13 protein-coding genes are annotated in these 14174 nt (G+C 49.5%); 8 read left to right on the forward strand and 5 right to left on the reverse strand.

From position 1 onward, the window contains the following. From PSHG_RS06610 to PSHG_RS06645, 8 genes are all read left to right on the forward strand, one after another. Window positions 1-682, forward strand: a 682-nt coding sequence (locus PSHG_RS06610; protein ID WP_316244835.1) for a pyridoxamine 5'-phosphate oxidase family protein, incomplete at its 5' end; no start/stop codon positions are given. Window positions 683-823: 141 nt separating this feature from the next. Further along, a complete protein-coding gene (locus PSHG_RS06615; protein ID WP_010271106.1) occupies window positions 824-2131 on the forward strand; it encodes an aminotransferase class I/II-fold pyridoxal phosphate-dependent enzyme in 1308 nt (435 codons plus the stop codon). A gap of 296 nt (window positions 2132-2427) precedes the next feature. Beyond that, window positions 2428-4029: an FAD-dependent oxidoreductase gene (locus PSHG_RS06620; RefSeq protein ID WP_010271109.1), complete on the forward strand. Its 1602-nt coding sequence runs from the start codon at window positions 2428-2430 to the stop codon at window positions 4027-4029. A gap of 191 nt (window positions 4030-4220) precedes the next feature. Beyond that, window positions 4221-4919, forward strand: coding sequence for an ABC transporter ATP-binding protein (locus PSHG_RS06625; protein WP_010271112.1), 699 nt, complete (start codon window positions 4221-4223; stop codon window positions 4917-4919). Further along, a complete protein-coding gene (locus tag PSHG_RS06630; RefSeq protein WP_010271114.1) occupies window positions 4916-6280 on the forward strand; it encodes an ABC transporter permease in 1365 nt (454 codons plus the stop codon). Before PSHG_RS06625 ends, PSHG_RS06630 begins: the two co-directional genes overlap by 4 nt. A gap of 80 nt (window positions 6281-6360) precedes the next feature. Next, window positions 6361-7452 carry an efflux RND transporter periplasmic adaptor subunit gene (locus PSHG_RS06635; protein WP_010271116.1) on the forward strand — a complete coding sequence of 364 codons (1092 nt, stop codon included), beginning with the start codon at window positions 6361-6363 and terminating at the stop codon, window positions 7450-7452. A 717-nt stretch (window positions 7453-8169) separates the two neighbouring features. Next, window positions 8170-8784: a TetR/AcrR family transcriptional regulator gene (locus tag PSHG_RS06640; protein WP_010271118.1), complete on the forward strand. Its 615-nt coding sequence runs from the start codon at window positions 8170-8172 to the stop codon at window positions 8782-8784. Further along, complete coding sequence (locus tag PSHG_RS06645) at window positions 8756-9319, forward strand: HXXEE domain-containing protein (RefSeq protein ID WP_010271121.1); 564 nt, start codon at window positions 8756-8758, stop codon at window positions 9317-9319. Before PSHG_RS06640 ends, PSHG_RS06645 begins: the two co-directional genes overlap by 29 nt. 143 nt (window positions 9320-9462) lie before the next feature. Here PSHG_RS06645 and PSHG_RS29190 read toward each other — a convergent pair whose 3' ends face one another. From PSHG_RS29190 to PSHG_RS06670, 5 genes are all read right to left on the reverse strand, one after another. After that, a complete protein-coding gene (locus PSHG_RS29190; protein WP_010271123.1) occupies window positions 9463-10062 on the reverse strand; it encodes a hypothetical protein in 600 nt (199 codons plus the stop codon). Between the two features lie 75 nt (window positions 10063-10137). Then, window positions 10138-11328 (reverse strand): DEAD/DEAH box helicase, encoded by a 1191-nt coding sequence (locus tag PSHG_RS06655; RefSeq protein WP_162137280.1) that lies wholly within the window; start codon window positions 11326-11328, stop codon window positions 10138-10140. Window positions 11329-11630: 302 nt separating this feature from the next. Further along, window positions 11631-12461, reverse strand: coding sequence for a DUF4367 domain-containing protein (locus PSHG_RS06660; RefSeq protein WP_010271129.1), 831 nt, complete (start codon window positions 12459-12461; stop codon window positions 11631-11633). Next, window positions 12454-13032 (reverse strand): RNA polymerase sigma factor, encoded by a 579-nt coding sequence (locus tag PSHG_RS06665; RefSeq protein WP_010271133.1) that lies wholly within the window; start codon window positions 13030-13032, stop codon window positions 12454-12456. Before PSHG_RS06665 ends, PSHG_RS06660 begins: the two co-directional genes overlap by 8 nt. Before the next feature lie 74 nt (window positions 13033-13106). Further along, a complete protein-coding gene (locus tag PSHG_RS06670; RefSeq protein WP_010271136.1) occupies window positions 13107-14081 on the reverse strand; it encodes an alpha/beta hydrolase family protein in 975 nt (324 codons plus the stop codon). Window positions 14082-14174 lie beyond the last annotated feature (93 nt).

Genomic DNA, 14174 nt, shown 5'->3' on the forward strand with positions numbered 1-14174 from the left:
ATTGAGGGAGGAGTGGATGATCTTGACGAAGATAAGAAGAAAGGAATTCCAGGTTGAAAATTCAGTGGAAATAGAGGCTTTTTTGCATGAAATGAGCTATGGCGTGCTAGGAACGGCTGATGCCGAGGAAGGCTGGCCCCGCCTTACCCCGTTAAATTATGTTTATACTAACGGCAAGCTGTATTTCCATGGCAGCCGAAACGGTCAAAAAATGCGGGATCTGGCGGCAAGCCGAAAGGTCACCTTTTGTATATCGAAGGAATATGCGATTATCCCTTCTTATTTCACCGACCCCATCATAGCCTGTCCGGCCACAGCCTACTTCAAGTCGCTCCTGATCTACGGCTATGCCGATGCAGTCACAGATCTTAAGGAAAAAGCCGAAGCGCTGGAGGCCCTGATGAAGAAGCTGCAGCCCGAAGGCGGATATAAACCGATTGATGAGCAGGATGAGCTCTATACTTCTAGGTTGAAGGGAGTCGCCGTCGTGGGGATTACAATCGATTCTTTAACGGCCAAATTCAAATTCGGGCTAAACCTCAAAGACAGCGAAAGGCAGCCAATTATTAACGGATTATTGAACCGCAGCTCCGAATGGGATGAAGAGACCGTTAGATTAATGGAGCTTTACTGCCCGGCACATCGAAAAACAGAGCCCTCCTCCCCGGATTCGGATAGATAATTTCAGCTTTTCATAGTAATTTGAAGAGACATCGCTGCGAGCGGCCGCTCTTGCAAAATCTGGATTTTCGGATGACTCTCTGTCCGTTAAATGTTATAATATGGGCTAAAAAGCATGACTGACCATGGAAGGGTGGACCTAATGAATGAACTGGCATTGCAATTAAACGAAACCATTCAACAAGAAGAGAAATCTGTGTACGAGATGCTTTCCGACCTTGGAAGAAAGATATATTTTCCAAAAATCGGAATATTAAGCCAATCGGCCGAAGCGAAGGCCAAGGCCAATAAATATAACGCAACTATCGGCACAGCTCTGGAGAATGGGCAGCCGATGCATTTAAAAGTCATTCAGGACACACTGTCCGCATACTCCCCCAAGGATCTTTATGAATATGCCCCGCCTGCGGGCAAGCCTGAGCTGCGCAGTGCGTGGAGAAATAAAATGATAGAAGAAAATCCGAATTTGCAAGGCAAAAGCTTCAGCAATCCGATCGTGACGAACGCCCTGACCCATGGGCTTAGCATTGTCGCCGATTTGTTCGCAGACTCGGAGGACGCTGTCATTATTCCGGATAAGAACTGGGAGAATTACGAGCTCACCTTCGGGATTCGCCGCGGTGCAACTATCGTTCAGTATCCGCTTTATAATGACAACAATGAATTCAACGATGCCGGGCTCAAAGAAGCGATTCTTGCCCAAAAAGACCGGGGAAAGGCTATCGTTGTCCTCAACTTCCCTAACAATCCTACTGGTTATACACCCGGCCGTGCAGAGGTAGCCCGCATCGCTGAAGCCGTCAAAGCTGGCGCGGAAGCGGGAATCAAGGTTGTTGCCGTCACCGATGATGCTTACTACGGCTTGTTCTTTGACGATTCCATTACGGAGTCTATGTTTGGCCAGCTGTGTCATCTGCATCCTAATGTACTGCCTATTAAAATTGACGGCGCGACTAAAGAAGAGTATGTATGGGGGTTTCGTGTAGGCTTTATCACCTACGGCCATACGAGCAGCGCCCTGCTTGATGCACTGGAGCAAAAAACACTCGGCATCATCCGGGCGACCATTTCCAGCGGTCCTCATCCTTCGCAGACCTTTGTTCTGCACGCGCTGCAGGCTCCTGAATTTGCTGCTCAAAAACAGGAGAAATATGAAATTATGAAAGGACGCGCCAATAAGGTTAAAAAGCTTCTCGACAGCGGCGCTTACGATGACGCCTGGGACTACTATCCGTTCAATTCCGGTTACTTTATGTGCCTCAAATTAAAAACCGTCGGAGCGGAAGAGCTTCGCAAGCATTTGCTGAACGAATATGGAATAGGAACGATCGCCCTTGGCGATACAGACTTAAGAATCGCCTTCTCCTGTACCGAGGAGGAACAGATCGAAGACTTGTTCCAGCTTATCTACCAAGGGGTCAAGGACGTAGAGAAAGTGTCTGTCTCCTAGCTTGCTGCTAGAGCCCGGCGCATTGCAAAACTCCTTAAAGGATATGGGGAGCCTCTCCGGCTGCCGTTTTCCTGCGAGGAGTTTTTTTCTTCTGAACGGTTCTACAATCCGTTTGAGAGACTACGGACAACATGGTAGACTAGAGAAGGCTGGATTTACCAATAGCGCTTTTGTTTTTTTGAGGTCGGCGCAACCGCTAAGCTTTATCCAGGAGGAGCTTGCTCTTTCGAATCATAAGAAAACGACAGGCAGACGTTAGTTAAGCGAATATAGCGTGAAAGGAATCGATAAGTATTATGAAACGAAAAACGTTTATATGGGCTGCGCTTGCCATCGTTGCTGCAGCCATCGGCATCTTTGCGATTCAACAGCTATCATCCGAATCTCCTTCATTGACACCCCCTGCGGCTCAGGAAACCGCCTCTCCTTCCCCTCCAGAAGAGACAAGCCCTTCCCCTACACCTGAGCCGATTGAGGAAGCTAGCTACGATATTGTGTTAATCGGCAGCGAGATGGAAGGAATGTATTTGGCCAGGGCAGCCAAGGACGAAGGGCTTGACGTGATCGTGCTGGACCCTCGCGATGGAGTTGGAGGACAGCTGCTGCAAGGCGAGATGCTCTTCCTCGATGAAACACGCGACGGCAGCGGCCGCCTGCTCGTTCAAGGCCGGGCCAAAGAATTGTTTGACGGCTTCCGGGCGGGCCGTATTCGCAAGCTGTCCGAATTTACGGAATACTATGAGCAGCGACTGGCCCAAGACATACCGATTCATTCCGGTGTCCGCATTGAATCCGTGGAAACCGCTCCCGGCCTAGACGGAACGGAAGCGCTCGCCGCCATCGTATATGAAACGGCGGATGGCAGCAAACAGCGGGTGACCGCCTCCTACTGGGTGGAGAATTCCGATTTTGGCGGATTGACCCAGCACCTGAATGTTGAACGGATGCCCGGGCTGGAAGGTTTTTTCGGAAGCCCGTATGACATCGAATACATGAGCTCCGGCATGATGATGAAGTTCAAGAATGTCGATTGGCAGCGGTTTAATGAGCATTTTAACAGTTTGTCCCGAGAAGAACGCAACCAGAGATACGGCTACGGCTCTGTCAACGAAAGCTATGCCATTGGGCTGCAAGGGATGACTAACCGCTATACGGCAACGAACGACAGGGTTTTCCTGCGTGGCTTGAACGCGGTCAATCAGCGTGACGGCGAAGTTATCATTAATGCTTTTCTGATCTATACGGTAGACCCTTCGGACGACGAGTCGATCGCTGAAGCGATGGAGCTTGGTAAAGCGGAGATTCCGCTAATTCTGGAGCACTTTCGCGAGAATATCGTCGGCTGGGAAAATGCGGAGCTGAACGGGTTCCCGAGCTATTTGTACATCCGGGAGTTCGATCATTATGAAACGGATTACGTATTGCAGGTATCCGACCTGATGAGCGGCCGCATGTATTACGACAACGTCAGTATTGGCGGTTATCCTCTCGATTTGCAAGGCGTCTACCATCAGAAATGGGGAACCGAAATGGGCAGGCCGGATAAATATGGCATGCCGCTGCGCAGCTTCCTTCTCAAAGGCTACGAGAATGTCATTATGGCCGGCAAAAATGTCGGCAGCTCGGCTCTCGCATACGGCAGCGCAAGAATTCAGCCCAATACGGCTCTCGCCGCCGAAACAATTGGCATCATACTCGCGCAGATCGATGGTGAGAAGAAGCTGAGAGAGCTCGTGGAAGACGACTGGCCCGCTCTCCATGCTTATCTGGAAAGCGAGTATAACCTCAAACTGACCGGAGTGCAGGCTGAGAACCGCATTGCTGGATGGACCGAGGAAGAAATCCGGAAGCTGAATGCCGGGGAAATTATTTACCCGTTGTACATTCGGCAAAGATAACTAGCAAAGCCCAGGCAGCGGGCGTGGATACCGCCGTCTGGGCTTTCTTGGCTTTCTCGTCGTTTCACATGTTATTTCTTAAGAAAATATTTAAAAATATTTCCAGTTTCTTTAAGCTTTACAAGGTATGATTGAACTGTTATGGCCTTTTGGACAAGGCCTGCCAAAAAACTAGAGATTGGAGGACGCCAGTGCTTCAAGTCAAACAATTATCCCATGTATTCAAGAACGGGGAAGAGCTTACTCCCGTGCTGAAGGACATTTCTTTTGAGGTGAAGAAAGGGGAAATTGTCGCTTTGCTCGGAAGCTCCGGCTCCGGGAAATCGACAATGCTGAATTTGATGGCCGGATTGATGAAGCCAACAGAAGGATCGGTATGGATTCATGGACAGGCGGTCAGTGAGATGAATGAAAACCAGCTGGCGGAATTTCGGCGGACCCATATTGGGTTCATCTTCCAGTCCTATGAGCTGATCCCCCACCTCACAATCATGGAAAACGTAGAACTGCCCTTAGTTTTCCAAGGAATCTCGCGCAGGGAAAGAAGAGAGCGCGCACGCACACTTTTGGAGCAAGTTGGCTTGGGAGATAAAACTGCTCTCTTCCCCTCGCAGTTATCAGGCGGCCAGCAGCAGCGTGTAGCCATCTCCCGCTCGCTCGTTACCCATCCTCATATTGTGTTTGCCGATGAACCGACCGGTAATCTCGATACAAGCACAGAGGAGGAAATTTTGAAGCTGCTGCTCGATTTAAATCGCTCGCTGGCTATCACCTTTGTCATTGTAACTCACGAGCATGAAGTAGCCGCCCGTACTGACCGGATTATTCAGCTGCGAGACGGATGTCTGGTCGAAGACGCCTCTCAAGACAAGGTAGGTGCTGCCGGATGAAGCTAGGCGATTATTGGCGGATGGCCTGGGACCAGCTAAAACGGCGCAAAGTCGTAACGGCTATGTGCGCTATGGGCATTGCCATTGGTTCGGCCTCTATTATAGTAGCTCTCGCTTTCGGGGAATCGGTTACTCATTATACCCAGCAGCAGATGAGCTACTATTTGAAAGCAGATGAAATGACCGTAGTCAGCGGTACGAACCGGGGGCCGGGCCCTACCCGTCAGATAGATGAATCCGAGGACGTATCGGTCTATGCGATTACCGAAGCTAAGCTGGATTTAATTCGCGGACTTCCCCATGTTCTGGCTGCAGCCTCGTACAGGAATGTCGGCTACCATTGGTTCCAGATTGATGGCACGAAGCGCGGGCAGCTTGAACTAATCGCCACCGAGCTGGATACATTGCAAGCTCTCGGCATGGAATTCCAGCAGGGCGAGGCCGCAGATATAGACAATGCTATTATTCTTAATTATGGAGCGGCATACGGTCTTGTGGATGAAGAAAGCCTGCAGCAAAGCAGTTCCTCCAACGTCATGATGCCGGATTTGTACTCCAATAGCATTGCCTATCCCGTATATCAGAAGCAAATCTTGCTGCAAATAGATATCCCCGGACGGGATAATGCCGATCCGCTGGAAATTCCTGTTCGTGTCATTGGAGTTTTAAAAGAACCGGAAGGCGCTATGCCTTATATGGTATATAACAGCAAGCAAGGATACATATCTCCTGAGTTAGGCTTGAGGATTTCGGAGGAGCTGGCTAACCTCACAACAGATGAGAACAGCGGAGGCCAGCCTTCTTACGAAATTAACGAAATAAAGGTGAAGGCCGAAGACGCGGAATATATTCCTCAGCTGGAACAATGGATTGGCCAATTGAGACTGACCGCTTACAGCAATCTGGATCAGATCAAACAGATGGAAGGCGAGTTCGCGATTGTTCGGATTTTGCTGGGCGGAGCCGGCCTGTTTGTACTCCTCATCGCTTCTCTCTCCATTGTTGTTGCGATGACCATGTCAACTTACCAGAGGCGGCGCCAGATCGGGATCATGAAAGTGCTCGGCGCCAATCTAAGGCAGATCCGCAATATGTTTATTGTTGAGTCTACCTTGCTTGGTTTGTTAGGCGGACTGGTCGGTGTCCTGCTCTCCTATTGGGTAATATGGGGCATTAATATTTTGATCGTTCAGCTAAGCGACTCTCCTCCAGGCGGGTCAAACCCCGAAGTTTTGTTCATCAGCCTCTGGATTATACCGATCGGTTTAATGTTCGCGGCCTTAACCGGTATTTTTTCAGGAATTTATCCCGCCCTCAAAGCGGCAAAAACCGATGCGCTGACAGCTATTAAAAGAGAATAGCAAGACGCAGCGGAAGGTAATAGCTGTACCAACTACGTTTCAAGCATAGCTGTGTTAAATGAAAGGAGCAGGCAGGCCATATGAAAAAAAGAAGCCGGTGGATCAGCCTAATCGCCGCCGTTCTGATTATAGGTATTTCCGTGTTTCTCTATAAACAAAGCAGCTCACCGAAGCTGGCACCCGCCGGTTCCATGGAGCCGTCCTATCTCGAAATTCCGGTAACACGGGAAAACTTATCCCGCTCTGTAGAAATTCGCGGGAAATCCTCGTATGTTAAAGAAACGGAAATCTACTCCCCCTTTTCCTCCAAGGTAAAGGAATGGAAGGTAACGGATGGCCAAGAGGTAGAAGCAGGCACTGTGCTTTTCGAGCTGGATGTCACGGATGTGCATAAGCAGTTGGAGCTTCATCAGCTTAATTTACGCCGGGGGGAATTGGAAAAAGAACTGCGGGAGGCGCCCCGGCAGATTACTCCTGAGGAGGATATTGCCCTGGGTCTCACAGAAGAAGAGTCCAGGCAGCAATATTTGGATAGAGAGACCCGCAAGCTCCAAGACCAGCTGCAGGCGGAGCTCGATAAGCTGCAGGCCAAGCTCGATCAAGCCCAAATCCAGGAAAGCGAAAATAAGCTCGCTCAAGCGGTAGTAACGGCGCCGGAGAAAGGGATTTTCCTGTTCACCGGCACCTCGCCCCCGCAAGTGATCAGCGAGAATGAACCGGTAGGCAAAATCGTTGACATCTCACAGCTGGAAATGATCAGTACGGTTGGCGAACACGATGTTTTTCAAGTACAGCCAGGCATGGATGTGGAGGTTAAAATAAATGCCCTGCGAAATACAAAAATTAAAGGAACCGTAACCTCCGTCTCCAAATTTGCCAAGCAGGGTTCGGGCAGCTCAGTCAGCTCCCAGTTTGAAATCATCATTGCCCTGGAGCCCCATGAACAGCTGATCGCCGGACTAAGCCTCACCGGAGAAATTGTGACGGAGGTTAAGGATCAGGCACTCGCCCTTCCTTCCCTGGCCATTTATAGGGAGCAAGGAGAGGCTTACGTTCTAGTAAAGCAAGGGGAGCAGATCGAACGCAGAGCGGTGCAGCTTGGCATGGAAACCTCTGAACATACTGAAATTGTGAGTGGTCTAGAGGAAGGCGACATCGTCGTACTGCAATAGTGTCGTACAACTGTCTTGCAGCTGTCTTGCAGTTGATTGCTGCTGTCTCACTGCTATCTCGCTGCCGTCTCTCTGCTGTCGCACACTGTCTTGCAGCTGTTTTGCAACCCATTCCTCGCCAGTCTCCGCATTCAGCTAAAGGATAATTGGATTTCCTCTCTACGCGTCTATGTAACGCACAGGAATAAACGGCGAGTTTCAAAAAAGCGCAAGTTCCGGAGAACGACCGGGAACTTGCGCTTTTTTCGGCATTAAGCTAACAAAGCATTAAAGGAGATACTGTGCGCCAAAGGCTAATGCTGCAGAGCAATATTTGAATTTATTATTTCATCAGCATACAGATTATAACATTCGAGGACGCCATCAATGTAATTATAAATGATAGTGATATCGAACGTTAACGCCCGACATCACGCGATACATTGCATTAGGCTCCGTGCGCCTTCTCGAGCGAGTCATCGTGCTGGAGCCGCGCAGCTTCTCGAGTATCATCGCGCTGGGTACGCGCAGCTTTCTTTTATGAACGATTTTTTTACCGAAATGGGAAACGTGTTGCAGTTGACACATGGAAGAGCTAAAATATAACTAACTAATTAGTTAGTTATGAAGCATTAATGACGAAGTGTAGCCACCAAGCGTTAGCCACTAAACGTTAATTACAAAGTGTTAGCCACCAAGCGTTAATGACGAAGTGTTAGTTATGAAGGGATGAATAACATGCCTAAAACCAAAGGAGAAAGAAGCCGGGATAAGCTGCTGGCTTCCGCTGAAGAGCTGTTTGCCGAGAAAGGTTACCACGGGACAACTGTAAGCCAAATCGTGTCCTATGCTGGAATGACACAGGCCGCATTTTACCTTTATTTTAAAAGCAAAGAAGACCTTCTTGCGGAGATGCTGCAGCATTTTGAAAAGAGGCTTGAGCTCTATACGAATACAGGCATTAAAGTTAGAGAAGTGTCTGCCGGGGAGATTGAGGAGTTTTTAGCCCATTCCTATACCGGACTGTTCAAGCTATTCGGCGAGAATGCCCACCTGACGAAGATTGTATTGCAGGAAACGGAGCAAAGCGAACGTCTGCGCGGCAGCATTGTCTCGCAAATTGTCGGCAACATGCGAATCAATCAGGCTGCCGGCCTGATTAGACCCGATCTGGACCCCGAGCTAATGGCGGAGGCGGCAGTCGCTGCAATAGAACAGCTGGTATACCGTTTTGGCATTACTGGCGAGCGGTCGGCTGAGGAACTAGGCAGGGAGCTTGCCAAGCTGCTATGCCACGGACTTCTGGCTAAAGGAGGACGGCAGTATGCTGCTGAACATGATCACGACGCTTAATAGCCATGTCGAGCTGCTGTCGTTGTTATGGCTTTTTCCTATCGTGTTTATGTTTCATGATTTTGAGGAGATTCTTACCGTTGAGAATTGGGTGAAGACGAACCAGGAAAAGGTGCTGTCCCGTGTACCAGTATTTGTGCAAAACTTGTTGTCTGACTCTTTCAAAATGAACACCCTGCATTTCTCCAAAGATGTGTTCTGGATTTATACGGCCATTGTTCTATCGACTATTCTAGCCGTGTTTTTCTCTTTTTACTATCTCTTTCTGGCATTTCTTTTTCTGTTTTTCATCCACGGGTTTACCCATCTTGGTCAGGCCGCCTGGCTGCGGAGCTATACGCCCGGAGTGATCACGACCCCACTGCTGGTACTCCCTTATTCTCTGTACGCGTATTACCGGCTGCTTGCAGAAGAAGTAATCAGCAGCCGTGATATCATTATCAGCAGTTTGCTGATGCTGGGTTCTCTCCCTTTCTTCCTGATGCTCTTAAAAAAAGGGAGGGCTCATTATGTGAACCCGAAGCAAAAGAACTAGGGCGGAATGGGCTGCCGGCCAACGGGCTTCCGATCTGCACGGTGGCCCGGTATTCAAGCGCCTAGCCGTTTACTGCATTGCCTGTTCAACAGACTGCCCGTCCAACTGCATTGCCCGTTCAACAGCACTTCAGATGCGCAGCATCACCATCCCTGAAACTGCTGTTGCAGCTCCTCCAGCAGCTGATTCAGCTGAGCGGGATCGACCGCAAACTCCATGCGCAGCCCTGAAGGCTGAATGCTGACATCCGTAACATCAATGACTGCCGGAAGCTGGTCCTCCAAGGAAAAGCGGAAGCTTTGCGGCTCTATCAAGGCCGGGATCGTTAGGCGTTTAACAGCGAGGCGGTCAAGCGAAATAACCAGGTCGGGCGCCTCCCATGCCACTACAAAATCGAGTGTGGCTCCTGCAGACACCAGTTCGCGATACCGTAGTTGGAGGTCTGCCATCAACCGGCTATCCCCCAGGCGGAACCGGGCGCCTGTAATCTCCACTTCTGGCGGCAGCTCAACATAACGCACCACAGCCTGCTTCAGCAAGTGATTGACCTCTTGCTCCGTTAAAGTCAGTGCTGGCTCTCTATTACGAATCATCTCTTCCGCTTTGCGATAGATCGACAGCTCCTCGTAGTGCAAATCAAGCTTTTCGTCTGGCTGAGAATACCACAGCAATGCTGACGTTCCTATCACGGCTGCCAGAACCAGACTTGCCATGATGATGACCAGCCGTTTTATCCATTTCATCCGATGTTTCTCCCCTTGTCCTGCTCAATCAGTGATTGGATATGCTTGGGCGGATAAGAATTAGAAGCCGCCTTATTATTTAGGCCCCTTTCTCATAGAACCTCGTGGGCTCGTCTTCGAGGTACTGTAGCTTTGTGTTTTGGCTTTGGGCGATTTGCGGTTCACCGGCGGCTTGGGCGAAGGCCGATTTCCCGCATTAATCAAATGTCCCTCGTACAATTCTTTCTCCACTATGCGGATGCCGAGACGCTTGGCGAATTTCTCAATAATGAACAATTCGTTGCGGGCAGCTACCGAAACGACAACACCTTTGCGTCCCATCCGTCCAGTTCGGCCAGCGCGGTGCAAATAATGGTCGCCGCTGACTGGCAACTCCAAATTAAGCACTACAGTTACATCTGGAAAATCCAGGCCCCGCGCCGCTACATCGGTAGCCAACAGCAGCGGGAAGCGTTTGTCGCGGAATCCTTGAATGACCCGCGCACGCTCCTGCTTATCCGCATCACCGTACAAAGCTTCTACGTTCAACCGGGAATAGCGAAGCTTTTCTTGAACTTCCGCGATTAGCTCTGAATCGTTAATAAAAATAATCGCCGAATCCGGCTGAAGCGCGTGATACAGCTTGCGTGCAGTCTCTATCTTGTCCCGCTCGTCGCACATCACATAATAGTGCTGGATGCCTGAAGGAGTGAAAGCATCGCCGGCCACCTTAACCTTTTCCTCAACAGCCTGAACCCATTGAGAAGCCCAGCTTCTTAACTCTGAGGACACCGTCGCGGAAAAAAACGCCAGCTGGCGATCGCGGAGAGCTGAGCGAATAATCGCTTCCGCTTCTTTTTTCGCACCCAGTCTTAGCACCTCGTCCGCTTCGTCCACAACAATCGTACGCACATAATGCATCGACAGCTTCTTGAGCTTGATCAGCTCCAGTATTCGGCCAGGGGTCCCCACAATCAGCTGTGGCCGCAGCTTCAATCGTTCCACCTGGCGCTTAACCGAAGCCCCTCCGATAAGCGCCTGCACCTTCAGGGAAGAAGGATCGATCAAGGACTCCGTTACTTTAACTACCTGCATAGCCAGTTCGTGGGTTGGCGTCAAAATAACAGCTTCCACCCGGTTCGAGGCGGGATCGATCTTCTCCAGAAGGGGCAGTAAATAAGCTAATGTTTTGCCGCTTCCGGTTTGGGATTCAATGATAAGATCCTTGCCCTCCAACAGATGGGGAATAGCCTGCTGCTGGACAGGGGTAGGATTCGTTATGTTCATATCAGCCAGTTTCTTTATCCAATGTTTACTCAACGGTAAACTTTCAAAGCTCGCCTGCATGGAATTCCTCATTTCACAATATTTTTCCAACGGGTACTTGCCCCTATTTTATCATATCACAAGGAGACTCGTTCTATTGTAGCCAAACCGTACGAAAAAACAAAAAAACACCCTTGGAAAATCAGCCTTCACAGGAACATCCCTGTCCTATACGGCTATTATTCTCTAAGGTGTTGAAATGGCATAATCCGATACAGCGCCCGTTACCTGTGTGGAATTCCACTGCTCGCAGAAGACAAATACTACTGGGCCTCAAGCGGGCTAATCATACTCTCGGCAATCTGCTGTATCTCCTCGGATGTCAATGCGCCTCTAATCATGATCAACGTCTCTTGGTGAAACAGCACCAGCATGGAGCGCTTGCCTTCAAACAGCTTTCCCTGGGTCTGCCCTATTGCAATATCAGAAACAACCTCTTCCCCGTTCTTATAAAAGTTCATTAAGGAATCCGGTTGAAGCTGCGATTGATTAATTAAATAGACATCTCCCCGGTCTTCTCTCTCATAAGTGAAATTAACCAGCACAACTTCGCCTTCTTGATTCACCGTAAGATCTACCCCGGTCAGGTCGTAACCTTTCTTCACATATTGCGGAGTATATACGGAGAATCTGGATTGCTGAATAGCCTCCTCCAGCGTTGCTGCCTTGGTTTGAACGGTCCCCGGATCCGGAGCTGGAACATAAGGAGCAAACGGCTGTGAAGCTCCCCAACTGGTATCCTGCGATTCCGCATTAGGCGGAGGAGCGTCAGGTGCTTCTTCCTTTTCTTCGCGTTCGCCATAGAAAATCCCTACCATCTCATCGGACAGCTGCGTGATCATCGCTTTGATTGGCTCAATAGCTTTGGTAAGCTGAGGGCTTCCAAATATGAAGGCTCCTACGCATAGAGAGGCTGCAATCGCGATTGCCATTTGCCATCTGCGGCGGCGGATTCTTCTTTTGCGCTGCAATTTCAGCTTCTGGCTGATGCGCTGCCAGGATGCATCGGCCTCAGGAATTGGATGTTGGCTGGATTCACGGACCGATTCCTCAAAAGCCGAATCAAACCATTGATCGAACTGTTCCTTATTCATCCCTAACCCCCCATTCTTCCATTAATCTCCGCTTAATCGCTTCCCTGGCGCGAAACAGCTTTTGCCTGACACTCCCTTCGGATGTGTTCAGAATTTCAGCCATTTCTTTATACGAAAAATTATGAAGCCACCTCATTTCAAGTATATTCCGGTATTCCGGTTTCAATTGATTCATGTAGCTTGTAATAGCCTCCTTCATCAGCTTTCCCTCGACTTCCTGTTCAGTGGGAAGCCCGTATCCTCCCCACGATGCGGTACTATTGATAAAGACATCTTCTGAGCCTAATTCATCACGCTGTCTTTTCCATTTTTTCAAAAAACTTAAAGCTACATTTTTGGCAAGCGTTTTCAACCAGCTTTCCAGTTTCTCGACCTGCTCGATTTGATGAATTTTAGTTACGGCCCGCAAAAAGGCATCCTGTATGATGTCCTCGCAAGCCCCGTGATCTTTCACGATGACATATACTAAGGGGTAGACCAGGGAGTAAAATTCGCGATATACTTCCTTTTGCAGCGGCTCTGACAAGGAATAAAAATCATCTGTATATAATAGGATCAAATGCTTCGACATAACTCTCCCCCAATAAACCCGTTCCTGTTGCTGGTTTGTTTCCAAAATAATTTCAAAAGTTTCCCAATATTATACTATACTTGCCATTTCTTCTCTATTTGAAATTTTTGTATCCATTGATCAACGAGCCGCAGTGCCGAGAAATCAGCTTCCGGAGCAAAGCGGTGCCCTTCTCCTGCAAACCAGTGCAGCTCAAAGGGAAGGAGTGCTTTGCTTAAAGCATAAGCGAGGCGTGAAGCGTGTTCAGCGCCTACCTGCTGGTCACATGTGCCATGAATGATCAGCACGGGAGCGGTAATTTCCTTTACCCAGCACGCCGGCGAACGCTGCTCATAGGCTCGGCGGTTTTTATGCGGATGGCCGACAACCCGGCGCAGCATCCTTCTCAAATCCACTCTTTCCTCATAAGTAAGACGCAAGTCACTGACTCCGCCCCATATGATGACCGGCCCCGCCTGCGGGTACTGCCTGGCGGCTGCCAAGGCCATAATAGCCCCCCGGGAAAACCCGAAAAGGGCTATTGGCTGATCATTCGTTTGCGGAATAGATTGAAGCAGGCGCAGAGCGTTTATCACGTCATAAATATCGTCCCCGCCGAAGCCATCGCGACCTTCTGCCCCGTTAGTTCCGCGATAATAGGGAGCGAAGACCACATATCCGAGCTTCGCGAATTGCCCGAGCCGCTCGGGCCCAACCAGTCCGACCTTGCCAATGCCTCCGCGGCAGTAGAGAAGCCCCGGAGCCGGCTGCAGCGTCTTGGGAACTACCAGGCAGCCATGGACAACAAGCCCTTGGCTGCGGTATGCGACATCATAGGCCTCTATTCCGCAAACAAGGGAGCTTCGCAGCGTTTGCCTGACTATATGCCCGTCAGCGGCAGGAAGCTGCAGCGCTTTGCTTTCGTTTCTGATTACGTTTTCGTTTTCGTTTTCGCTTTCGTATTCGTTTTTGTTTTTGTTTACGTTTTCCCTTTCGTTTCCGTTTCCTTTTCCGTTTCTGATTACGTTTATTTTTCCGTTTCCGATACCGTATCCCGTTATTCTTGTCATGCTCGAATGTCCTCCAGCCGCCCTGAGCCTATTCTGCTTCAATCTTTTGCTAATGATCTTGTTAGACTCAACGTATAAGTCATTATCGCAACT

It is taken from the genome of Paenibacillus senegalensis JC66 (assembly GCF_000285515.1).
GTDB classification, from domain to species: Bacteria; Bacillota; Bacilli; order Paenibacillales; family NBRC-103111; genus Paenibacillus_L; species Paenibacillus_L senegalensis.

What these genes read in the sequence shown, in the direction of transcription:
- PSHG_RS06635 (WP_010271116.1), top strand. Translation starts at nt 6,361, where the DNA reads ATGAAAAAAAGAAGCCGGTGGATCAGCCTAATCGCCGCCGTTCTGATT.
- PSHG_RS06620 (WP_010271109.1), top strand. Translation starts at nt 2,428, where the DNA reads ATGAAACGAAAAACGTTTATATGGGCTGCGCTTGCCATCGTTGCTGCA.
- PSHG_RS06665 (WP_010271133.1), bottom strand. Translation starts at nt 13,032, where the DNA reads ATGTCGAAGCATTTGATCCTATTATATACAGATGATTTTTATTCCTTG.
- PSHG_RS06640 (WP_010271118.1), top strand. Translation starts at nt 8,170, where the DNA reads ATGCCTAAAACCAAAGGAGAAAGAAGCCGGGATAAGCTGCTGGCTTCC.
- PSHG_RS06670 (WP_010271136.1), bottom strand. Translation starts at nt 14,081, where the DNA reads ATGACAAGAATAACGGGATACGGTATCGGAAACGGAAAAATAAACGTA.
- PSHG_RS06660 (WP_010271129.1), bottom strand. Translation starts at nt 12,461, where the DNA reads ATGAATAAGGAACAGTTCGATCAATGGTTTGATTCGGCTTTTGAGGAA.
- PSHG_RS06630 (WP_010271114.1), top strand. Translation starts at nt 4,916, where the DNA reads ATGAAGCTAGGCGATTATTGGCGGATGGCCTGGGACCAGCTAAAACGG.
- PSHG_RS29190 (WP_010271123.1), bottom strand. Translation starts at nt 10,062, where the DNA reads ATGAAATGGATAAAACGGCTGGTCATCATCATGGCAAGTCTGGTTCTG.
- PSHG_RS06615 (WP_010271106.1), top strand. Translation starts at nt 824, where the DNA reads ATGAATGAACTGGCATTGCAATTAAACGAAACCATTCAACAAGAAGAG.
- PSHG_RS06645 (WP_010271121.1), top strand. Translation starts at nt 8,756, where the DNA reads ATGCTGCTGAACATGATCACGACGCTTAATAGCCATGTCGAGCTGCTG.
- PSHG_RS06655 (WP_162137280.1), bottom strand. Translation starts at nt 11,328, where the DNA reads ATGAACATAACGAATCCTACCCCTGTCCAGCAGCAGGCTATTCCCCAT.